The 23792-nt window shown below is 58.4% G+C and carries 13 protein-coding genes and 2 pseudogenes; 10 read left to right on the top strand and 5 right to left on the bottom strand.

What is annotated here, in order from left to right:
- Nucleotides 1-16 precede the first annotated feature (16 nt).
- The 3 genes and pseudogenes from ACXPVS_RS15855 to ACXPVS_RS15845 form a co-directional block, all read right to left on the bottom strand.
- Complete coding sequence (locus tag ACXPVS_RS15855) at nucleotides 17-1759, bottom strand: potassium/proton antiporter (protein WP_458510773.1); 1743 nt, start codon at nucleotides 1757-1759, stop codon at nucleotides 17-19.
- Nucleotides 1760-1913: 154 nt separating this feature from the next.
- Nucleotides 1914-2777 carry a methyl-accepting chemotaxis protein gene (locus ACXPVS_RS15850; RefSeq protein ID WP_458510887.1) on the bottom strand — a complete coding sequence of 288 codons (864 nt, stop codon included), beginning with the start codon at nucleotides 2775-2777 and terminating at the stop codon, nucleotides 1914-1916.
- A pseudogene (locus ACXPVS_RS15845) lies at nucleotides 2769-3524 on the bottom strand (MCP four helix bundle domain-containing protein); the annotation flags it as partial. The gene ACXPVS_RS15850 and the pseudogene ACXPVS_RS15845, both read right to left, overlap by 9 nt.
- A 289-nt stretch (nucleotides 3525-3813) precedes the next feature.
- Between ACXPVS_RS15845 and ACXPVS_RS15840 the strand changes: the two are divergent.
- The 4 genes and pseudogenes from ACXPVS_RS15840 (at nucleotide 3814) to ACXPVS_RS15825 (ending at nucleotide 6381) form a co-directional block, all read left to right on the top strand.
- Nucleotides 3814-4044 (top strand): hypothetical protein, encoded by a 231-nt coding sequence (locus tag ACXPVS_RS15840; RefSeq protein ID WP_458510772.1) that lies wholly within the window; start codon nucleotides 3814-3816, stop codon nucleotides 4042-4044.
- Nucleotides 4041-4343 (top strand): cell division protein ZapA, encoded by a 303-nt coding sequence (locus tag ACXPVS_RS15835; RefSeq protein WP_458510771.1) that lies wholly within the window; start codon nucleotides 4041-4043, stop codon nucleotides 4341-4343. Before ACXPVS_RS15840 ends, ACXPVS_RS15835 begins: the two co-directional genes overlap by 4 nt.
- Before the next feature lie 100 nt (nucleotides 4344-4443).
- A pseudogene (locus ACXPVS_RS15830) lies at nucleotides 4444-5514 on the top strand (HAMP domain-containing protein); the annotation flags it as partial.
- Between the two features lie 21 nt (nucleotides 5515-5535).
- Nucleotides 5536-6381 carry a methyl-accepting chemotaxis protein gene (locus tag ACXPVS_RS15825; protein ID WP_458510886.1) on the top strand — a complete coding sequence of 282 codons (846 nt, stop codon included), beginning with the start codon at nucleotides 5536-5538 and terminating at the stop codon, nucleotides 6379-6381.
- A 50-nt stretch (nucleotides 6382-6431) separates the two neighbouring features.
- Here the strand turns inward: ACXPVS_RS15825 and ACXPVS_RS15820 are convergent, their stop codons facing one another.
- Both ACXPVS_RS15820 and putA read right to left on the bottom strand, forming a co-directional pair.
- Entirely contained in the window at nucleotides 6432-8234 is a 1803-nt protein-coding gene (locus ACXPVS_RS15820; RefSeq protein ID WP_458510770.1) for an acyl-CoA dehydrogenase, read from the bottom strand.
- 202 nt (nucleotides 8235-8436) lie between these two features.
- Complete coding sequence (gene putA / locus ACXPVS_RS15815) at nucleotides 8437-12390, bottom strand: trifunctional transcriptional regulator/proline dehydrogenase/L-glutamate gamma-semialdehyde dehydrogenase (RefSeq protein WP_458510769.1); 3954 nt, start codon at nucleotides 12388-12390, stop codon at nucleotides 8437-8439.
- 462 nt (nucleotides 12391-12852) lie between these two features.
- Between putA and putP the strand changes: the two genes are divergently transcribed.
- From putP to ACXPVS_RS15785, 6 genes are all read left to right on the top strand, one after another.
- Nucleotides 12853-14337: a sodium/proline symporter PutP gene (putP, locus tag ACXPVS_RS15810; RefSeq protein ID WP_458510768.1), complete on the top strand. Its 1485-nt coding sequence runs from the start codon at nucleotides 12853-12855 to the stop codon at nucleotides 14335-14337.
- A gap of 266 nt (nucleotides 14338-14603) precedes the next feature.
- Nucleotides 14604-16622 carry a type VI secretion system Vgr family protein gene (locus tag ACXPVS_RS15805; protein WP_458510767.1) on the top strand — a complete coding sequence of 673 codons (2019 nt, stop codon included), beginning with the start codon at nucleotides 14604-14606 and terminating at the stop codon, nucleotides 16620-16622.
- The gene (locus ACXPVS_RS15800) at nucleotides 16612-17349 is read left to right on the top strand and encodes a DUF4123 domain-containing protein (protein ID WP_458510766.1); all 738 of its coding nucleotides are present in this window, start codon (nucleotides 16612-16614) and stop codon (nucleotides 17347-17349) included. Before ACXPVS_RS15805 ends, ACXPVS_RS15800 begins: the two co-directional genes overlap by 11 nt.
- Nucleotides 17349-22133: an RHS repeat-associated core domain-containing protein gene (locus tag ACXPVS_RS15795; protein ID WP_458510765.1), complete on the top strand. Its 4785-nt coding sequence runs from the start codon at nucleotides 17349-17351 to the stop codon at nucleotides 22131-22133. The genes ACXPVS_RS15800 and ACXPVS_RS15795 overlap by 1 nt, the downstream gene beginning before the upstream one ends.
- Before the next feature lie 2 nt (nucleotides 22134-22135).
- A complete protein-coding gene (locus tag ACXPVS_RS15790) occupies nucleotides 22136-22486 on the top strand; it encodes a hypothetical protein (protein WP_458510764.1) in 351 nt (116 codons plus the stop codon).
- Nucleotides 22487-22585: 99 nt separating this feature from the next.
- Nucleotides 22586-22891: a hypothetical protein gene (locus ACXPVS_RS15785; RefSeq protein ID WP_458510763.1), complete on the top strand. Its 306-nt coding sequence runs from the start codon at nucleotides 22586-22588 to the stop codon at nucleotides 22889-22891.
- The last annotated feature ends 901 nt before the right edge of the window (nucleotides 22892-23792 follow it).

Genomic DNA, 23792 nt, shown 5'->3' with positions numbered 1-23792 from the left:
AGACGAAGTATGGAGTTTAGAGGAACAAGCCTGGACCGGGGCGACTTCCTTCGGGGAATCTGACGCCCACTTTGCCGATCTTGTTCCCTTCCATGACCGCGACAGTCCAGATGGTGTTGTTCCACTCCACCTGGTCACCGACTACGGGTGCACCGCCTACTTTCTGGGCAATGAAGTGGCCGAGCGACATGTCCGGATCGATGCCTTCCACTTTCAACCCGTACAGCGCCGCAACCGCGGCCAGCTGGGCGTCTCCTTCGAGTACGAAGTCGCCGAAGAAGCGCAAATCGAGACCCCGTTGTGGTGCCTGGCTGAAGAGTTTTCCCAGGGCCGGAAGGTTGTGTTCGTGACCGATTACGCACAGCAAATCGTCGACTTCGAGCACCGTACTGCCCGACGGATGGAGCAGTTGCTGGCCACGAAACAGTGCTGCAATCCGGGTGCCTTCGGGCATTTTCAGTTCACGAAGGGGCGAGCCGATGCACCATTTCTCGGCACCGAGGCGATAAACGAACAGCTCCCACTCGCTGGTGACGTGCACTTCCAGGGCTGCGCGGGAGATGGGCACCGGCACCGGCGGAACAGTCACTTTCAAAAGCTTCGCCACCCACGGCAGGCTCGTGCCCTGCACCAGCAGCGACACCAGCACGATAAAGAAGGCGAGGTTGAAATAGAGCTGGGCGTTGGGCAGGCCGGCCATCAGCGGGAACACCGCCAGAATGATCGGGACCGCGCCGCGTAACCCGACCCAGGAAATGAACGCTTTCTCGCGCCCATGGAACGCTTTGAAGGGCAGCAGGCCGACGATCACCGACAACGGCCGGGCAAACAGAATCATCCACAACGCCAGACCCAGAGCGGGCAGGGCAATCGGCAACAAGTCGTGGGGCGTTACCAGCAGCCCCAGTACCAGGAACATGCCGATTTGCGCCAGCCAGGCCATGCCATCGAGCATGTGCAACATGCCGTGGCGGCTGCGCACCGGGCGGTTGCCGATGACCAGGCCGCACAGGTAAACCGCCAAAAAGCCGCTGCCGTGCAAGGTGTTGGTCAGGGCAAACACGACCAATCCGCCAGCAATGACCAGGATCGGATAAAGGCCGGTGGCCAAGTGGATACGGTTGACCAGTTGCAGCATGACCCAGCCACCGCCCAGGCCGATGACGGCACCGATACCGAACTCACGCAGCAGGTGGGTCAACAGGCTCCAGTGCAGACCGGTCTGGCCGCTGGCGAGCATGTCGATCAGGGTCACGGTGAGGAACACCGCCATCGGGTCGTTGCTGCCGGACTCGATCTCGAGGCTGGCGGACACCCGCTCGTTCAGGCCTTTGCCGCCGAGCAGCGAGAACACCGCCGCGGCGTCGGTGGAGCCGACGATAGCGCCGATCAGCAGGCCTTGAATCAGGTTCAGATTGAACAACCAGGCGGCGGCCATGCCGGTCAGCCCGGTGGTAATCAACACCCCGACCGTCGCTAGCGACAGCGCTGGCCATAACGCCACGCGGAAGCTGGAAACCCGGGTGCGCAAGCCGCCGTCGAGCAGGATGACTGCCAGGGCGAGGTTGCCGACCAGATAAGCCGTTGCGTAGTTATCGAAAATAATGCCGGCGCCGTCGACGCCGGCCGCCATGCCCACCGCGAGGATGATCACCAGAATCGGGATACCGAGGCGGGACGAAAGTGAGCTCACCAAAATGCTCGCACCCACCAGCAACGCGCCGATCAAGAACAGGCTGTTGATGGTCGTCGCATTCAAAGGCAGTACTCCAGAAAGCTAAAGGCGGGCACAAACAGACCATGCAGTCTGCGTGCCAGCGATTCTAACCTGTTGAAATGTGATGCTGTCAAAAAGCTTTTGCAGTTGGGGAGACGCAGGGGCTGTGATCGTTCCCACGCGAAGCGATCGTCCTTTAGAGACTAAACCGGCCAACCATGTTGTTCAGGTCCAGCGCCAGCCGTGACAACTCATTGCTGGCAGCGCTCGTCTGATTCGCCCCGGTCGCCGACTGCACCGACAGATCACGAATGTTCACCAGATTGCGGTCCACTTCGCGGGCCACCTGCGCCTGCTCTTCGGCAGCGCTGGCAATCACCAGGTTGCGTTCGTTGATTTCGACGATGGCGCTATTAATAGTGTCCAGCGACATGCCAGCACCACGGGCGATGTTCAAGGTCGATTCCGCCCGCTCGGTGCTGTTGCGCATCGAATCCACCGCGTGTTCGGTACCGGTCTGGATACTGCCGATCATGCGTTCGATTTCGCTGGTCGACTGCTGGGTGCGATGCGCCAGGGCTCGTACTTCATCCGCTACCACGGCAAAACCACGACCGGCCTCACCGGCGCGGGCCGCTTCAATGGCTGCGTTCAATGCCAGCAAGTTGGTCTGGTCAGCCAGGCCGCGAATCACGTCCAGCACTTTACCGATGTCACGGGACTCATTAGCCAGGTCGCCGATCAGGGTCGCGGTGCTCTGCACATCGGCGCTCATGCGTTCGATGGCGCTGACAGTTTCCTGCACCAGGTCACGGCCGTCACCGGCGGAGGTGGTGGCATTTTTCGAGGCTTCGGAGGTGCTAACCGCGTTGCGCGCGACTTCTTCCACGGCGCTGGTCATTTCATTGACGGCGGTGGCGGCCTGTTCGATTTCGTTGTTCTGCTGTGTCAGGCCACGGGCGCTTTCGTCGGTGACGCTGTTGAGCTCTTCAGCGGCGGACGCCAGTTGCGTGGCGGAGCCGGAAATCCGTTGCAGGGTGTCGCGCAGTTTTTCCTGCATCTTCGACATGGCTAACAGCAAACGGCCGGCTTCGTCCTCACCGTCTACGGTGATCGGGTGAGTCAGGTTGCCTTCGGCAATTTCTTCGGCGGCGCTCAGAGCGTTGGCGATCGGCCTGGTGATGCTGTTGGTCAGTAAGCAAGCGCACAACAACGTCAGGCCGGTGGCGATCATCAGCAGCGTCACCACCAGGTTGAAGGCCGATGAATACTGGTCGGCGGCTTGCTGATTGGTGTCGAGGGTCTGCTGAGTGTTGATCTCCAGAAGGCGGCTCAACACGGCATTCACCGCTTCGGAATTGGTCAGCAGATCGGTGTTGAGCAGGGTGCGCAATTCATCGACCTGATTGTTGCGCGACAGAGCCTTCATCCGGTCTTCTATCTGACGGTACTGGCCGAGCAACTGCACGTACTGGTCGTAGACCGAACGCTCTTGCGGGGTTCTGATCAGTTTTTCGTAAATCGCCTGAGCCGCGCGAATCTGCTGATTGCGAGTGTCCAGCAGCTCCAGGGTCTTTTGCTGGACGCTCGGCTCGCGGTTCACCAGCAAACGGTAAGACAACACCCGCAGGCGCAAGGTGAGTTGCGTGAACTCGTCGAGGCTTTTGATGCTCGGCACGCTGTTGGACGTGATGTCCTCGGCGGCGCCGCGGATCTTGCTCATCTGATTCAAGGCAAACACCCCCAGAACCATCATCAAGCCGCCGATCAGGGCAAAACTGAGGAACGCCCGAGGGGCGATATTCATATTACGAAGGGACATAGTGTTTACCGAAATGAGCGCGTCCGCGCGGAGCTGAGGCTGCTGTATGGGGGACTTATCGGTCATACGACTAAAGTCTTGAGGCTCTGCGCGTTTTTGTCGCATAAGTGCCCCCGCGACGAAGTGCAGGAACCAGATCCGCCAATCGCAGTCTCTACAGTTCGCGAGAAAGGTTGCTCGTCAGGAAAATCAAGGCTTTGCGCCGGTATAACCCTGGCATCCGGGGTGACTTTTCTTTATCGTACGCGCCCTTTTAAAATGCCTGGAAAATCAAATGTTGGAAGCATCCCTAAGCCAATTGGAACAGCTGGTCAGCGACCTGGTGCAACAGAACCAGGCCCTGCTCGGCACCCACCAAACCCTGAGCGCAGAACTGGCCCAGGCCAAGGATGAAAACGAAAGCCTGCAGCTGAGCCTGATGGAACAGGAAGAGAAACAAGGTGCCACTGCTGCACGCATTCAGGCCCTGGTTGAGCGCGTCAGCGCCGGCCCAGTCAGCGCATGAATCACGGCGCCGCAGGGGTAAACGTCGTCTCGATCCTGGGGGAGGACTATTCGATCAAGGCGCCGGCCGGGGAAGAGCAAACCCTGCTGGACGCCGCGTTAATGCTGAAGGCTGCCTTGGCCGACACCAAAAAGAAGTACCCGACACTGATCGGTGACCGCTTGTTGGTGCTGGCCGCGATGAATCTTTGCTCACAGCAGATCGAAATGCGCAAACAACACAAGCAGGAACTCGACCGTTACCAAGAGCAAGTCAGCGCCACGGTTGAAGTGATCGCCAAGACGATCAATCAGGCCTGATCAGCTTTGCGCACAACCAAAGAATAAATTGTCGCTTGCGTTGTATACAATCGGCACGGCTGTTGCAGTGTTTCAGCCTCTTATTCTTTGGGGGTGCTCCATGCAGTTCTGGCGACGCAGTATTCAATGGCAGTTGATCCTGAGCATGGGCACCGCCCAGCTGGTCAGTATTCTGATCGTGGTTGGCATTTATACCCTCGTGGTCAACCGCCTCGCCGAGCGCTATCTGGTCGAACAAGCGCTACCGTCGAGCATCGAAGCGATACGCAACGACATCGAGCGAATCCTCGTTCAACCCCTCACCGCCGCCAAGGACATCGCCAGCAATAGCATGGTGCGTGACTGGTTGGCCGGCGGCGAAAGCAGTGACCAGGCCAACACCTTCGTGACCTATCTGGAAGGCATCCGCGCCGAGCACAAAGCCTTTACCGCGCTGATCGTCGGCACCGCTTCAAACCACTACTTCACCGAAAAAGGCCTGGACCGGACCCTCAGCCGCTCCAACCCCAAAGACGCCTGGTTCTACGCGTTCCTCGACAGCAACCAGTCGCGCACCCTTAATATCGACAATGACACCGCGACCGGAGAATTGGCGCTGTTCATCGACCTCAAAGTCGAGCAGGCCGGTAAAGTCGTGGGCGTTGCCGGGCTAGGCCTGAGCATGAAAGAGCTGTCGGAACTGATCCACAACTTCAACTTCGGTGAGCGCGGCAAGGTCTATCTCGTGCGTTCCGATGGTTTGATCCAGGTTCACCCCCAAGCGCAGTTCAGTGGCAAGCGCACACTCGCCGAACAGATCGGTGCCTCGGCGGCGCAAGCGGCCATGGCTCAAAAAGCCGCCACCAGTAGCCGCTTTGTACGCGAAGGCGAAGATTTCCTGGCATTGAGCCTGCCATTGCGGGACTTGGGCTGGACCCTGGTGGCCGAAGTGCCACAGTCGCAGATCTATGCTGAAGCCCGCCGCGCGATGTGGATGAGCAGCGGCATCGGCCTCGCGGTGGCGCTGGTTTGCCTGATGCTGGTGGTGTTGTTGGCCCGTGGATTGGTGCGGCCGATCCGTCAGGTAACAGAAGCGCTGGTAGCCATCGGTAGCGGTGGTGGAGATTTGACCCACCGGTTAGATTCCAGTCGCGCCGATGAACTGGGTGACCTGGCTCGCGGCTTCAATCGATTCCTGGAAAGCCAGCGTGACATGATCGGCGAAGTACTGACCACCAGCGAGCGTTTACGCACGGCAGTCGGCCAGGTGGCGCGGGTGGTGGACAACACGGCCGAACGCTCCGGCCGTCAGCAGGAAATGACTGACATGGTCGCCACCGCCGTTCACGAAATGGGCTTGACCGTGCAGGAAATTGCCCAGAATGCCGGTAACGCTGCGATGGCTTCACAAACTGCCCGTGATGAGGCGATGCAGGCGCGGGAAGTGGTGGGCGGATCGATCCGGCATATTGAAAACATGTCCGATGAGATTGGCCTCGCTGCCAGTGCGGTGGGTGAGTTGGCCCATCAGGTGGCATCCATCGATCAGGTGCTGGCAGTGATTCGCGGCATTTCCGAGCAGACCAACTTGTTGGCGCTTAACGCGGCTATCGAAGCGGCGCGGGCCGGGGACATGGGGCGTGGGTTTGCGGTAGTCGCGGATGAGGTGCGGACGTTGGCGCGACGGACGCAGTCGTCGACCGATGAGATTCAGCAGATGATTGGCAGCCTCAAGCAAGGCGCGGAGAACGCGGTGTCGTCGATGCATTCCGGGCAAGCGGCGACCGGTACGGGTGTCGAGTCGAGCCAGCGGACCGGGGCGTCTTTGACGGCGATTACCGGCCAGGTGGAGCGCATCAGCGACATGAACCATCAGGTGGCGGCGGCGACGGAAGAGCAGTCGGCGGTGACGGAGGAAATTAACCGGAACGTGCAGGGAATTTCCGATCTGGCCCATGCCACCGCCGGTGAGGTCAGAGCGTGCCGTGAAGACTGTCAGACGTTACAGCGGTTGGCCGATGATCTGGCGCGACAGATGGGTAGTTTTCGGTTGACATGATCATTCCCACGCTTCGCGTGGGAATGCGGCCTGGGACGCTCTGCGTCCCTTTAGAACCATTCATCCCGCATCGTCAGACACACATCATCCCGAGCCTCAAGAATCGCCAATTCATGGTGGCAACCCGGCACTTCCCATGTCAGAAAATACCGCGCCGCCTGCAGCTTGCCTCTATAGAAGCTCACATCCGCCACATTCCCTTTGGCCAGCCCTTCCTCAGCGCGAATCGCCTGCTCCAGCCAGCGCCAGCCAATCACGGTGTGCCCGAACACTTTCAGGTACAGCGCCGAGTTCGCCAGGCTGCTAGCAACCTGGCCTTGGCCCAAATCCGTCAGCAAACCAATGGTCACCGATTGCACACGCGCCACCAGTTTTTCCAGCGGCTCACGCAGCGCGGTTAACGATTCATACGCTTGAGCGCGTTCGGCGGTATCGGCGATCAGACGGATCAATTGCTTGAGCCCCGCACCACCGTTCTGTGCCAGTTTACGGCCCAATAAGTCCAGCGATTGAATGCCGTGAGTCCCTTCGTGAATCGGGTTCAGGCGGTTGTCGCGGTAATACTGCTCCACCGGGTATTCGCGGGTGTAGCCATGGCCGCCGAGTATCTGGATCGCCAGTTCGTTGGCCTTCAGGCAAAACTCCGACGGCCAGGATTTGATGATGGGTGTCAGCAAATCCAGCAGTTCGTGGGCCTGTTTGCGCTCGGCTTCAGTCTCAAGGGTGGTGGTGTCGTCAAACAACCGTGCCGCGTACAACCCTAAGTCGAACGAGCCTTCGACGTAGGCTTTCTGGGTCAGCAACATGCGTTTGACGTCGGCGTGCTGAATGATCGCTACCGGCGCGGTATTCGGGTCCTTGCTGTCCGGCACGCGACCTTGCGGACGCTCGCGGGCGTATTCCAAAGAATACAAATACCCGGCATAACCGAGCATCACCGCGCCCATGCCGACGCCTATCCGCGCCTCGTTCATCATCTGGAACATGTAGCTCAAGCCGTGATGAGGCTTGCCCACGAGGTAGCCGACACACTCGCCGTTGTCGCCGAAGTTCAGCGCGGTGGACGTAGTACCGCGCCATCCCATTTTGTGGAACAGCCCGGCCAGCAGTACATCGTTGCGCTTGCCCAGACGGCCGTCCTCGTTGACCAGAAACTTGGGCACGATGAACAACGAAATTCCTTTCACACCAGCCGGTGCGTCCGGCAATTTCGCCAGCACCATGTGCACGATGTTTTCCGACAGTGGGTGATCACCGCCAGAGATGAAAATCTTGTTGCCCTTGAGTCGATAGGTGCCGTCAGACGCAGGCTCTGCGCGGGTACGAATATCCGACAGCGACGAGCCGGCATGCGGTTCGGTCAGCGCCATGGTGCCGAAGAAGCGTCCGTCGATCATCGGTTGCAGGAAGCGCTGTTTCTGCTCCTCGGTGCCGAAACTTTCGATCAGGTTCGCCGCGCCCATGGTCAGGAACGGATAAGAGGTCGACGCCGCGTTGGCCGATTGAAAGTGTGCGAAGCAGGCTTGGGATAACAGCGTAGGAAGTTGCATGCCGCCCGCATCGAAACTGCGCGCGGCGTTGAGGAAACCGGCTTCAAGGAAGGCATCCACCGCCGGTTTCACTTCCGGAATCAGAATCGCCTGACCGTTCTCGTAGCGCGGTTCGTTCTCGTCGCCCTTGCGATTGTGCGGGGCGAAGAACTTTTCGGCGATGTGGCGAGCGGTGCCGATGGCGGCGTCGAAGGTCTCGCGGTTGTGCTCGGCGAAACGCTCACGCTGAGTCAGGCCTTCGGCATCGAGGACTTCATACAGCTCGAAAGCCAGATTACGGGAACTGAGCAACGTCTCAGACATGGCGGCCTACCTTCTTTTTGGAATGGGCCGAGTCTAGGCATGCGGAGGGCGGGGTGAACAGGATGATTGATGAGCGTGATGGTAGATCAGCGCAGCGACTTACCAGGCACCCAAAACAACTAATGTGGGAGCGGGCAAGCTCGCTCCCACAAGGGATTGTGCATACCGGGCACCCATTGCGGACGCCCGGTCTTGTTGCGGTTTAGCCGATAGTCATCAGGCTGGCATTACCACCTGCAGCCGCCGTGTTGACGCTCAACGCTCGCTCGATCACCAGGCGTTCCAGCGCAATGTTGGTTTCGCCTTGCGACAAGCCATGAACCCCAACGATCGCACCGGCACGCTTGGCCACTTGCTTGCAGACCGCACGCAACTGATCGGAATGGCCGTGATGCAGAACCGCGTCAAACAGCACTTCGTCCTTATTCCAGTCGGAAACCAGCTTGATCCGTGCCTGAACTTCCTTCGGCAAACGTGCGAACAACGCCTTGGTCAATTCAGCTTCCGGCCATACCGCTGAGCCGCCTACAGCCAGTACCGCTGCCAGTTGCGTCAGCAGATCGCCTTCGACTTCCGCCAGGCACAGCACGTGTTCGCGGGGCAGGATGGCGTAGCTGTTGCGCTCGCCGGTCGGGCCGGCCAGAACACGGGTGATCCCGCTTTGCGATTGCGCCGCGAACTGCGTGCACAGGGTGCTCAGGTCGGCAAACTTGTTGCTGTCAGCCCAGGCTTGCAGCGCCTTCTGCGGTTTGCTCATGGCATCACGCAGACGAACATCCGGGGCCGCGATGGCATCACCGCGAGCGAAGGATTGTTCGATTGCATCGGTAGGACGCGTCGACAACAGGCGGTACAGGTACAACGGGCCACCTGCCTTCGGGCCAGTCCCCGACAGGCCTTCACCACCGAACGGCTGCACGCCGACCACAGCACCGACAATGTTGCGGTTCACGTAGACGTTGCCGGCGTTGACGTTGTCGATCACCTTGGCGATGGTCTCGTCGATGCGAGTATGCACGCCCAATGTCAGGCCGTAGCCGGAAGCGTTGATCTGACCGATCAGGTGATCGATGTCTTTGCGCTTGTAGCGAACCACGTGCAGCACTGGACCGAAGATCTCCCGTTGCAGCTCATCGAAGCTTTCCAGTTCGATCAGGGTCGGCATCACGAAGGTGCCGCGTTTGACTTCTTCGGTGTTGGCAATGGCCACCTGGTACACGCTGCGACCCTTGTCGCGCATGCCCTGGATGTGCTTCTCGATGCCCGCCTTGGCTTCGGCGTCGATTACCGGGCCGATGTCCACGGACAGGCGCTCAGGGTTACCGAGACGGCATTCAGCCATGGCACCTTTGAGCATTTCGATGACACGGTCGGCGGAATCTTCCTGCAAGCACAAGACACGCAGAGCCGAGCACCGTTGACCGGCGCTGTCGAAGGCTGACGACACCACGTCGATGACAACTTGTTCGGTCAGTGCCGAGGAGTCGACGATCATTGCGTTCTGGCCACCGGTTTCGGCGATCAGTGGAATCGGGCGACCTTGAGCGTCCAGACGACCCGCGATGTTGCGTTGCAGCAAACGAGCGACTTCGGTGGAACCGGTGAACATCACGCCTTTGACCCGATCGTCACCGACCAGACGCGCGCCAACGGTTTCGCCGCGGCCCGGCAGCAGTTGCAGCACGCCTTCCGGAATCCCGGCTTCGAGCAGCAAGCGCACGGCTTGAGCGGCTACCAGCGGGGTTTGTTCCGCAGGCTTGGCCAGCACCGGGTTACCGGCGGCCAGTGCCGCAGCGACCTGGCCACTGAAGATGGCCAGCGGGAAGTTCCAAGGGCTGATGCACACCACTGGGCCCAATGGGCGATGGGCGTCGTTGGTGAAATCGGTGCGCGCCTGCACCGCGTAATAACGCAGGAAGTCCACGGCTTCACGCACTTCGGCGATGGCGTTGGCAAAGGTCTTGCCGGCTTCGCGAGCCAGCAGGCCCATTAGCGGCTGGATTTCGCCTTCCATCAAATCGGCGGCACGTTCCAGAATCGCGGCACGTTCGGCGGGCGGAGTGGCCTGCCAGATCGGCGCAGCATTCAGGGCGCACTGGATCGCGTTGTCGACGTCGTCGACGGTCGCTTCCTGTACATGGCCGACCACGTCACGCAGATCGGACGGGTTGAGGACTGGCGCAGGGGTTTCAGTGCTGGACGCGCAACCGAGCATCGGTGCGGCTTTCCATTGGTTATGAGCGGTGGACAGCAAGGCGCAGGACAGCGAAGCCAAACGATGTTCGTTGGCCATGTCGATGCCGCTGGAGTTGGCGCGCTCGGCACCATAAAGATCACGCGGCAGCGGGATACGCGGGTGTGGCAAGCCGAAGCCGCCTTCCAGCGTCGCCATCTGCTCGATGCTGGCCACTGGATCGGCCACCAGCGCCTGAATCGAGATGGACTGATCGGCGATCTGGTTGACGAACGAGGTGTTCGCGCCGTTTTCCAACAGACGACGCACCAGATACGCCAAGAGCGTTTCGTGGGTGCCGACCGGTGCGTACACGCGGCACGGACGGTTCAGCTTGCCTTCTGAAACTTTACCTACAACCTGTTCGTACAGTGGTTCGCCCATGCCGTGCAGGCATTGGAACTCGTACTGGCCGGGGTAATAGTTCTGACCGGCGATGTGGTAAATGGCCGACAGGGTGTGGGCGTTGTGCGTGGCGAACTGCGGGTAGATGACTTCCGGTACCGACAGCAGTTTGCGTGCGCAGGCGATGTAGGAAACGTCGGTGTACACCTTGCGGGTATAGACCGGATAGCCTTCCAGGCCTTCGACCTGAGCACGCTTGATTTCGCTGTCCCAGTACGCGCCTTTCACCAGACGGATCATCAGGCGATGACGGCTGCGGCGAGCCAGGTCGATCACGTAGTCGATCACGTACGGGCAACGCTTTTGATACGCCTGGATCACGAAACCGATGCCGTTCCAGCCGGTCAATTGCGGCTCGAAGCACAGACGCTCCAGCAGATCCAGCGACAGCTCGAGGCGGTCGGCTTCTTCGGCGTCGATGTTCAGACCGATGTCGTATTGCTTGGCCAGCAGGGTCAGCGACAGCAGGCGCGGGTACAACTCTTCCATCACGCGCTCGTACTGGGCACGGCTGTAACGCGGGTGCAGGGCCGACAGCTTGATCGAAATGCCCGGGCCTTCATAAATCCCACGACCGTGGGACGCTTTGCCAATCGAATGGATGGCTTGTTCGTACGAGGCCAGGTACTTCTGGGCGTCGTGCTCGGTGAGTGCGGCTTCACCCAGCATGTCGTAGGAATAGCGGAAGCCTTTGGCTTCGAACTTGCTGGCGTTGGCCAGGGCTTCGGCGATGGTTTCGCCAGTCACGAATTGCTCGCCCATCAGGCGCATGGCCATGTCGACGCCCTTGCGGATCATCGGCTCACCGCTCTTGCCGATGATGCGGCTCAACGACGAAGTCAGGCCGGCTTCGTTGTGGGTGGCGACCAGTTTGCCGGTCAGCAGCAAGCCCCAGGTGGCAGCGTTGACGAATAGCGACGGGCTATTGCCCAAGTGCGGGTGCCAGTTGCCGGTGCTGATCTTGTCGCGGATCAGCGCATCACGGGTGCCCTTGTCCGGGATCCGCAACAGTGCTTCGGCCAGGCACATCAGCGCCACGCCTTCCTGGGACGACAGGGAAAATTCCTGCAACAGGCCCTGAACAATCCCTGCACGGCCGCCGGCGCTCTTCTGATTGCGCAGCTTCTCGGCAATCGAAGCGGCCAGCTTGTTGGTGGCTTCGGCCATGGCAACCGGCAGGCGAGCCTGCTCGATTAGCATCGGCACGACTTCCGGCTCAGGACGACGGTAAGCGGCGGTGATCGAGGCGCGCAGCACCGACTGCGGCAAGATGCTTTCAGCGAATTCCAGGAAGCACTGGTGCGCAGGGTCAGCGTGGACTTCGCCAGCGTCGTCAGCGTCTTTGCTGATCAAACCGCTCAGCTCGGTCAGGGTTGCACCACCCTCGAGTTTTTCCAGGTAATTGAAAATTGCCTGCTTGATCAGCCAGTGCGGCGTTCGATCAACCGAGGTCGCGGCGGCCTTGAGGCGCTCGCGGGTTGGGTCGTCAAGTTTGACCCCAAGGGTGGTGGTAGCCATATTTTTATCCTCATGTTTGCCACGACCGCGTGGCATCAGCTGGCGGCAAGATTAGCCGCGCAACCGTCGAGGTGCAACCGGGTGCAACCCTTTTTTTGTCGGAATTATAAGCAGCTCGTCAGGAAAACAATTCCGGTACGAACTTACCGCTCCTGCTTGGTGCTTTTGCTTCTAGTAAATCGTCAAGACTGCGCTAAAAGGGAGCAAAAACAGGTTTTTTCCGGATAAAACCGACTAGGTGCAACTTATTCGCGCGAAACTGGTTGCACCTTATTTGCTTTGTTGAATAGCATTCGCGCCCAAGGTACAACCCGTCAGAAAAGGCAGGTGTGCCGGCTGATGGCTTTCCTGGGGAAACATCAGTCATAAATGCGCGGGATCCAGGACCGTCTGTCAAACGTCGTCGTTTGCGCGCGGTTCACCAGCCGCCGCTACATAAAAACAAAGCCAGGGCGTAACCTAATGAGCGTAAGCAATCCAACACTGATCACGTTCGTGATCTACATCGCAGCAATGGTGCTGATCGGCTTAATGGCCTATCGCTCCACCAACAACCTTTCAGATTACATTCTGGGCGGTCGCAGTCTGGGCAGCGTCGTGACAGCATTGTCCGCCGGCGCCTCCGACATGAGCGGCTGGTTGTTGATGGGCCTGCCGGGCGCCATCTACATGTCCGGTCTCTCCGAAGGCTGGATCGCCATCGGTCTGGTCATCGGTGCTTACCTGAACTGGCTGTTCGTCGCCGGCCGTCTGCGCGTGCAGACTGAACACAACGGTGATGCGCTAACCCTGCCGGATTACTTCTCCAGCCGTTTCGAAGACAAAAGCGGCCTGCTGCGAATCATCTCCGCCGTCGTGATCCTGGTGTTCTTCACCATCTACTGCGCTTCCGGCATCGTGGCGGGCGCTCGTCTGTTTGAAAGCACCTTCGGCATGCCCTACGAGACGGCGCTGTGGGCCGGTGCTGCTGCGACAATTGCCTACACCTTCATCGGCGGTTTCCTGGCAGTCAGCTGGACAGACACCGTACAAGCCACCCTGATGATCTTCGCCCTGTTGCTGACGCCGATTTTCGTGCTGCTGGCCACCGGTGGCGTTGACACTACGTTCCTGGCGATCGAAGCGCAGGATCCAAGCAACTTCGACATGTTAAAAGGCACGACCTTCATCGGCATCATCTCGCTGATGGGCTGGGGCCTGGGCTACTTCGGCCAGCCGCACATCCTGGCGCGCTTCATGGCGGCGGATTCGGTCAAGTCGATCGCTAAAGCCCGTCGCATCGCCATGACCTGGATGATCGTGTGCCTGTGCGGCACTGTAGCGGTAGGTTTCTTCGGTATTGCTTACTTCGCGGCGCACCCTGAACTGGCCGCTCCTGTGACTGAAAACCCGGAGCGCGTATTCATCGAACTGGCCAAAGTCCTGTTCAACCCATGGGTTGCCGGTATCCTGCTGTCGGCCATTCTGGCTGCGGTGATGAGCACCCTGAGCTGCCAATTGCTGGTGTGTTCGAGCGCCCTGACCGAAGACTTCTACAAAACCTTCCTGCGCAAAACCGCTTCCCAGGTTGAGCTAGTCTGGGTCGGCCGTGCCATGGTGCTGCTGGTTGCCCTGATCGCCATCGCGTTGGCCGCTAACCCGGAAAACCGCGTACTGGGTCTGGTCAGCTACGCTTGGGCCGGTTTCGGTGCCGCGTTCGGTCCGGTGGTCCTGATCTCCGTGATCTGGAAAGACATGACCCGCAACGGCGCACTGGCCGGTATCGTGGTTGGCGCGATCACTGTGATCGTCTGGAAGCACTTCAACCTGCTGGGCCTGTACGAAATTATCCCAGGCTTCATCTTCGCCAGCCTGGCCATCTACTTCGTCAGCAAACTGGGTGAGCCTACTAAAGGCATGCTTCAGCGTTTCGCTGCTGCCGAGGCAGATTTCCGCCTGAACAAGTGATCGGGATGAGCTGACGCTCTGACCTTTAGCTGTAGATAAAAACGGTCCGCTTCCTTTTGGAGGCGGGCCGTTTTTTTTGGGTCACGCAAATCTCGAAGCACTGTCAGTTCCCGGGGGGATGAAAGAGTTGTCTATAGCCAAACACACTGATTGTTGAAGGAAAAATCTCTAAAAAAGTAGGGCGAATCTGATTTTCCTGTCCCTCCATCAACGCCCCTTGTCGCTCATGCAGAATCGCCCGCCTTCATTCTGCAGAGACACATCGGATGTTCGCTCCTGCCAATCAACCGCGTTTCACATTGATGATCGACGGCGTCCAGAACGAACTCAAGGTACTTGAGTTCTCGGGCACGGAAGCCATCAGCGAGCCCTACCGTTTTGACCTGGAACTGGTCAGTGAGCGACCCGACATAGCGCTTGAAAACCTCCTGCATCGTCAGGCGTTTCTGAGTTTTGATGCGCAGGGTTCCGGCATCCATGGCCAGATATTTCGCGTCGGTCAAAGCGATTCTGGACAACGCCTGACGGGTTACCAAATCAGTCTCGTGCCGCGTCTGACCTACCTCGGCCAGCGCATCAATCAGCGGATCTTCCAGCACAAAAGCGTGCCGGCGATCGTCGCGCAAGTTCTCAAGGATCACGGCATCCAGCGCGATGCCTTCGAGTTCCGGCTCGGCAGCGACTACCCAGCGCGCGAGTACTGCGTGCAATACGCCGAAAGTGACCTGGCGTTCATCCAGCGGCTGTGTGCCGAAATCGGCATTCACTACCACTTTCAGCACAGCCTTGAGGGGCACCTGTTGGTGTTTGGTGATGACCAGACGGTTTTCCCTCGTCTGGCCGAGCCAACGCTATACCTGCCGGGCAGCGGAATGGCGGCGGATGCGCCGGCCATCAAACGTTTCAACGTGCGACTGGAAACCCGAACGACAGCGGTAACCCGTCGCGACTACGATTTCAAAAAACCTCGCCTGCAACTTGAAAGCCGCCTCGACAGTGAGCGGCGACCGGTGCTCGAGGATTACCACTTCCCGGGCCAATTCACCGACCGCGAACTCGGCAGGCATCTGGCCCAACGAGCACTCGAACGCCACAACGCCGACTTCCGTCAGGCCGAAGGTCGTGGCGACGAATCGGCGTTGGTCAGCGGGCACTTCCTGCACATGGCCGAGCACCCGCGTCAGGCGTGGAACGATCTATGGCTGATCACTGGCATTGAGCACCGAGGCCGACAGCCGCAAGTGCTGGAAGAGTCGGTTACCAGCGACAGTCCGGACGATTTCCAGGGCTATCGCAATACCTTTCTGGCGACCCCGTGGGACGTTTCCTTTCGTCCGCCACTGGGGCCAGCAAAGCCCCGGATGCTCGGCTATCAACCCGCCGTGGTCACCGGCCCGGCCGATAGCGAAATCCATTGCGACGAGTTCGGTCGGGTCAAGGTTCAGCTCGCCTGGGACCGCGACGGTCAGCTCGATGAGCACTCCAGTTGTTGGCTGCGCGTCGCCACAGGTTGGGCGCACGACCGTTATGGCAGCGTGATGATCCCGCGAGTCGGCATGGAAGTGCTGGTGGGATTCGTCGACGCCGATGCCGACAAACCGCTGGTGATGGGTTGCTTGCCTAACGCAGCTACCCCGGTGCCGCTCGATCTGCCCGCTGACAAGACTCGCAGCATTTTCCGCAGCCAGAGCAGTCCCGGTGGCGGTGGTTATAACGAATTGCGCATCGAGGATCGCAAAGGCGCCGAGGAAATCTACCTGCGTGCACAGCGAAACTGGACTCAGCACGTGCTGAATGATCAACAGGTGCAGGTCGATAACGCCCGCAGCATCGTCGTCACCGGCACTGCTCGCCATGAACTGAAGGCCGACGAGCAACGTATCACTCACGGCCAGCGCCAGACCGAAGTGAAGCTGGACGATCACTTGGTGGTCGTGGGTGATCGACACATTCGCGTGACCAGCCAAGCGCTGAATGCCAGTCAGCAATTCCATGTCAGCGCAGGCCAGCAAGTGGTGATCGACGGCGGGGCCAGCGCCACCATCCAGGCGGGCGGGCAGTGGATCAACATTGGCCCCGGCGGGATTTTCAGTAGCGTACCGATTCAGGTGGGTGGTGCGCTGATGCCGGCCATGGCCGCTGCGCCGACCTCGCCGGATACGCCGCTGAAACTTGTCGCTGCCCCGGCGGCGCTGCTGAGTGCCGCGCAGATTCTGAGCCTGAAAAGCGACGCGCCGTTTTGTGAGGAATGCGAGCGCTGCAAGGAGGGTGTCTGTGCAGCCTGATGCCTTGTCACCCCTCGCCTGGCTGGATCGCCAACCGCTCAAACCTTCCGAGCAGTTGTTCGCGATTTTCAGCAGCGCGAGCGCCGCAGAACCGTTCAAAGCCTGGCAGCGTTCGATCTCCGCTCAAGCACCCAGTCCGATCTGGGCCGACACCGCGTACGCCGAGTGGGAACCGGTGATGCCCTATGTCGGAATCGTCGCTGCAGGCAGTGAGTTTCTGCAGTGGGTCGACAATACCGAGTCTCGCGACTGGGGTTGGCTGGCGGTTTCTTCTGCCTCTCAAGAGGTGCTGGTCGAGCATTTACGCAGCCTTACCCAAGTCCTTCTGCCCAACGGCGATGCGGTGTTTTTTCGCTTCTGGGATGGGCGTTATTTGCTGCCGATTCTTCGGTCGGCCGAGGTTGACGCTACGCAGCTGATGCCGGTGATCGGGCGCTGTTTGATCAACGGCCAGCCGCTCGACATTGGTGGCAGTGCGTTGAAAACCTCCAGGGTTCTTCCGTGGTGGGAAGTATCCGAATCGCTGCTCAAGCACCTCGCCAACGAGTCCGCAACAACCCGCATTAACAACTTGCTGATGTGGTTGAGCGAGGACCGACCTGATCTTTATGAGGCGTTTTCGGCGAGCGTATTGCGGCACAAAGTCGCGATCTTTCTGGAGGCACCGGATCTGCCTCAAGCACCGAAATTAGCCTTGGTGGATTACTTGATAACGGAGCTGAACTGATGGATCAGATTGTACGGATCGAGCAGGAGCTCGACGGTTTCAAGGACACACTGGTTTTGTATCGCCAACAGCTTGGCGAATTCTTGAGCCGGAATGCGGACAAGGTCAGCCGGGCGATGGACATGCCTTCGCTGTTGGGCATGGAGCGACTGATAAAGCTTGGCGATACGACGACAGCGGTGAGTAGTCGCGACGATGATTTTTTCTCGGGTTTGGCGCGGTGTCCTGCGAACGGAATTCTGGAGATCGAGAGCAAGTTCGAATCTGTCTATGACATCCCGTTGGGGAATATTCAGGTCGATGTGATTGCCATGGATGGTGGTGGGAGCAAACCGGTCGGGCTCGATGAAAACGGTAAAGGACAGTTCAAAGGCACCCCTGGCAAGTTCTATCGTGTTCATGTCCAGAGTGAAGTCACTCCCGAGCAAATTAATGATCTCTTCTTGTCCTATGACGGCCTGACCCTAGAACTGGAAAGTTGGCTACGCAAAGAGTGGGCAGGTTTTAAGCCGCAGTGGTCGCAGCAATCTGCGTCATCGTCATTAGCGGCTGTAGGCAATGGAATGCTCGCAGGAGGTTGGGCAGCCATTCAGGGGGTTTGGGATGGCATCGGTGAACTCAGCGACATCCTGAAGGACCCCAACGCTTTTGCCGAGAAGCTTGGCGAAAGTGCTGGGCAACTTGCCGGTCTGGCTGTAACCGCCCCCGACCTGATGGAAAAAGCCATGTTGCTGGCCAGCGACGAGGCAGCGCTGTGTTTGCTGATGCGCACCGCAGTGCTATGGCTTGAAGCATTGCCACCTTCGCAACTTGCCGGGTCCTCGGCGGAAGCCATTTCCAAGGTCGTAGTTGGATTGATCATCGACTTGTTGATTGGCTTGGTGCTGAGCGTGGTTGGAGTTGGCATTGCTTGGCTGACAGTGCGCCTGGCCAAGTACGGCGCGCAGATTTTTCAGGCCGCAATGGGCTTCGTGAAGTCGATGGTCACGATCATCAACAACTTCATGGCCTACGTCGATCGCTACAAAACAGTCGCTGCGCGCGGTGTCGCGGCCGGTCTGAAACAAGGTCGGATGCAATTGCGCTGGTATGGCCGCAAGAACTCCACGTTGAAAAAAGACGAACACCACGACAACGCGTCGAATCAGGCGAAAAACCCCAACGGCGACAGCGCCGATTCCGTTGATAAAACCGCCACCAACAACTGCCCGGTGTCGATGGTCACCGGCGAAGAACTGCTGACCCTCACCGACCGCTCGCTGGACGGGATTTTGCCGTTCGACTTCACCCGGCTCTATCGCACCAGCGCCGCCGAAATCGACAGCGGCCTCGGTTTTGGCTGGAGTCATTCGTTATCCCATCGACTGGAGATCGACGACGACCACGTCATCTGGATCGACCACGAAAACCGTCGTACGACTTTTCCGCTGCCAAACCGCGAACGCCCGGCGATCCACAACAGCCTCTCGCGGGCGGCGATTTATCTCGGCGATGAACCCGAAGAACTGATCCTCGCCCAGGCGGGTGACGAGACACGTTTCTACCACTTCCTTAACGGTTTTCTTACAGCGATCAGCGATGCGTACGACAACCGCCTGCGCATCACCCGCGACCGCCAGGGCCGCATCAAACGCCTCGACAATGGCGCGGGCCGTGCTTTGCGATTGCGCTATGACCGCAGCCATTTGGTCGCCATCGACTATCAGGTTTTTGTCCCGGCCCAGACCCTCGACGAGGCTTGGCACACCGAGCAGACACTGGTCAGTTACAGCTACGACGAGCGCGATCAACTGATCGAAGCCACCAACGCTGCCGGCGAAGGCGAGCGCTACGACTACGACGATCAGCACGTCATCCTGCAGCGGCAACTGACCGGTGGGGCGAGTTTCTTCTGGGAGTGGGAAAGGTCCGGCAAAGCGGCCCGATGTGTCCGGCATTGGGCGTCGTTTTCGCAGATGGACGCGCGTTACGTCTGGGATGACGAGGGCGGTGTCACCGTCCAGAACATCGATGGCAGCGAAGAGGTTTACGTCCACGACGACCGCGCACGGCTGGTGCGCAAGGTCGAGCTGGACGGTGGCGAACACCTCAAGGCTTACGACGACAACGGTCGGCTGATTGCCGAGCAGGATCCGCTCGGCGCTGTCACTGAGTACCGCTACGACGAAGTCGGACGGCTTATTGCGCTGATTCCGCCAGAAGACGAACCGACGGCCTACGAGTATCGCAACGGTTTCCTGCACGCACGGTTTCGCGGCAAAGCGGTGTGGACATATCAGCGTAACGCCCACGGTGACGTCATCGAAGCGACCGACCCCGACGGGCATGTCACTCACTATCACTACGACGGCAAAGGTCAGTTGCTGTCGATCCGTTACCCGGACACCAGCCGGCATGTGTTCGTCTGGAATGGCTTGGGACAGTTGGTTGAGGAAACGCTGCCGGATGGTGGTGTGCGGCGGTTTTCCTACGATGGGTTGGGGCGGCAGATTACCCGTCAGGACGAACACGGTGCCGTTACCCAGTACCAATGGGATGCCGTCGGTCGACTGATCCAGACCACGCTGCCTACAGGCGCCAGTCGCGCGTTCAGCTACAACGCCTACGGCAAGATCACTGCCGAACGCGATGAATTGGGCCGCGTCACGCGCTACGAATACATCGACGACCTGCACCTGGTCAGCCGCCGGATCAATGCCGACGGCACCCAGCTGAAGTACCGCTACGACAACGCCCAGCTATTACTCACGGAAATCGAAAACGAATCCGGCGAACAATATCGGCTGGACTACACGCCCAATGGCTTGATCCGACAGGAAACCGGATTCGACGGCCAATGCACGGCGTACGCCTACGACCTCAATGGTCAACTGCTGGAGAAAACCGAGTTCGGTGATGACGGCTCGCAGCTGATTACCGCTTACGAGCGGGACTCGGCCGGACGCCTGCTGGTCAAAACGCTGCCCGACGGCAACAAGGTTGAATACCGCTACGACAGCCTTGGCCGCCTGGTCAGCGTCGACGATGGCCACGACCATCCGCTGGAGTTCGAATACGACCAACAGGACCGCCTGATCACCGAGCACCAAGGCTGGGGCACCCTGCGCTATGGCTACGACGCCTGCGGCCAGCTCAATCGCCTGCGCCTGCCGGACGGCAGCAAACTCGATTATCACCATGCCAAGGGCGGGGTGCTGACGGCCATCGACCTCAACGGCTCGCGACTCACGACCCATCAATTTGCCTTCGGTCGCGAGCAGCAACGCCAGCAGGGTCAGGTGTTCAGCGAATATGCCTACGACGATCAGGGTCGCCTAAAGGCCCACGCTGTCAGTCAACAGCAGCAAACGCTGTATCGCCGCGACTATGCCTACAGCGCCAACGGCAATCTCGACAGCATCGCCGACACCCGTCACGGCCAGCGCAATTACCAATACGACCCGCTCAACCGCCTGACCCGCGTCCGCCACACCCGCGACGACTCTCCGGAAAGCTTCGCCCATGACCCCGCCGGCAACCTGCTGATGCAGGACCGTCCCGGCGCCGCGACCGTCAAGGGCAATCGCCTGCTGATGCAAGGCGACCGCCACTACGATTACGACGCCTTCGGCAACTTGATCCGCGAACGGCGTGGCACCGCGCAAAAACTCGTCACCGAATACCGCTACGACTGCCAGCACCGCTTGGTCGGCGTCATCACCCCGGACGGTCGTTGCTCAAATTATCGCTACGACGCCTTCGGTCGTCGCATCAGCAAAACCATCGACGGCAAAAACACCGATTTTTTCTGGCAAGGCGACCACCTCATCGCCGAAAGCAGCCGCGAGCACTACCGCAGCTACGTCTACGAACCGGGCAGCTTCCGCCCACTGGCCATGCTCGACGGCAAAGGCCCGCGCAAAGCCTGCCCGTTCTACTACCAACTCGACCACCTCGGCACACCGCAGGAACTCACCGATTTTGGTGGCGAGATTGTCTGGTCGGCGAAGTACAACGCCTACGGCAAAATCACTCGCCAGACGTTCGGTGGGGGCGAGCAACTCGAGCAACCGTTACGGTTTCAGGGGCAGTACTTCGACGCTGAAAGCGGCCTGCACTACAACCGCCATCGGTACTATGATCCGGAGGTTGGACGCTATCTGACGCCGGACCCGATCAAGTTGGCGGGCGGGCTGAACCAGTACCAGTACACACCGAATCCGACGGGGTGGGTTGATCCGTTGGGGCTGAGCGGCAGTTGTCCGCCGCCGAATAAGCCTGGGTGTTCGGCGCCGGATGATACGACTGGCGCTAGGGTTGATGAAGGTGAGCCGGCGCTGCCGAAGCTGACGGGGGATCAGCGAAGAGCGCGTATCGATGAGCTGGCGGAAGCGAATGCATATCGACGTTTAGATGAGATGGAAAGGGCCACTCCAGGTGCTCATTTTCTAGAAAAACATGGCAAGCAAACTAGTTTGGCGTCGCAACGTGAGCGAGCAACGACCGGACGAAACCCTACAACGGGAGCTATTGAAAGATACACAAGCGGGAGAAGGGCTGGTCAGCCAAAGATTCCTAGTGCGGCGACACGTTTTATTAGTTATAGAGATCAGTTGAACGCTATTCACCGTGCTCAGCTAATATTCAGGCGTAATGGTCATGCTGCATCTAAAGAGCCAATGAATATGGGTAAGCAAATAGGCGAGGGGTACAAGCGAGGTGGTTTGGTCTATGGCAAACAAACAGACGCAGTCGTCATACTAGATAGAGCCGGTGCTCCTATAACAACTTATGCGGATTTTTGAATATGAAACGCCAACCTAAGCTTTCTATCTTGCGCGGCCTGCTTTTTCTATTCGACATTGACAATGTTGATGACGTTGAAAGAGAAGAGATAATAGTTTCTAAAAACGTTAATGATGAGGCGGAGCTCGCTGAGTTGTTCGATATGCTAATGAGGCCAGAATTCACTGCCTATAGTGACAGTGATCGCGAGTGGTATATCGATACATTGATATATTATTTGGGGCTGGAGGAGGGCTTTAATTCTGTTTTTGATAAATTGACAACCTATTTTGATGACGAGGTTGAAGATCAACGGAAATTCATGCAGGTCCTTCTGGAATGCCTGTTGCGATATGAGGCTGAAATGAAATAAAAACTATGCAGTTCTAAAATAAATAAACCCGTCCCGTTTTTTTCAAGTTTGGTGATAAAGACATTCCGTTTACGTTGTATCCGGTTAAGTGAGGGGGTTATGCTTATTGATTTTGGTACTGGGCAGCCATATATACCGACGCCTTCATATTTTTTGGGGTGTTTCGATATTTATGATCGTGAAGAAACACTTGGAGAGGGATTGGAGAAGTTTAATCCGAATGATCCGTCGGATAGGGAGGAATTAATACTCAAGTATTGTCTGGTTAGAAAACGTACCTATCGACACCGCTTTTTACTTTATAAGTGTTTGGAAAAGGCGCTTGAGGATAAAAACTACGACTTTCAGTCGCTTTTTAAGTACGACGCCAGAGGCGTACTCCTCATTTCCCTGTGGGTGGGATGATATGGAAAATACGAGAGCTTTTTTTGAAGATATTTATCGGTTGGCAACTATCGAGTGGAAAGAGGACCTTCAAAAGGCCAGTCTTGAAGAACCAGCGAGTTGGTAAAGAGTCTGGAGGAAGCTCTCCAGGACGAAAATTATTATTTTCAGTCGCTGCTGGCATATGACCCAGAAGCATATTCTTCATTTCCTGATGGTTGGGATGAGATGGAGAACACCAGAACATTTTTTGAGGACATCTTTCGCTTAGCGACTATTGAATGGAAAGACGACCTTCATAAGGCCAGTCTTGAAGACCAATCAACCTGGTAAGGCTTGTTATCCCTGAGTCGGATAGATTTTATGACCGCTTCGCGCTCAATCGCGGGCAAGCCACGCTCCCACAGTACGGTGGCGATCTGTAGGAGTGTGGCTTGCCCGCGAAGACGGTCTTAGAGACAGCGGAATTTCTGGGCAAGGTCATCGGAAGTTTCCTTCAACCTGTAGCGGTTTCCATGAACTGGTGCGCAACGCGCCTCATCGATAGTCTCTTAGCTGTCACTGCAAATTCAGTGACAGGGCGTGGAAGCCCTTCTATCGTTAGGCGCATCAAGCGCCACCAGTTCGGCGTGTTTTATCGTCTGTGTTTTATGGTGGCTGTGCGCGGGGCGCTTTCGAGTGCGCCGGGTGCCTAACGTCTCGGTCTTCCACACCTGCGTACAGCCGCCACCCATTGCGTGGAAGCGATTTCTGGCGGCGTCAATCCATACGTTAGGACTAAAATCGATGAAAACTCTTCACCCCGACCCACCCTACGTAAAACCGTAACTGATCCATAAACCCCACCTACCGCAAGGTGAGGCCTTGGTTTACCGTGGCATTTGCGGTGAGCAGTTCCACGGCAACAACGCTTCATAGTCTT

Source organism: Pseudomonas sp. Ma2-10, from assembly GCF_054330215.1.
The sequence above is the reverse complement of the archived record's forward strand: the minus strand, read 5'-3'. Positions and strand labels throughout refer to the sequence as shown.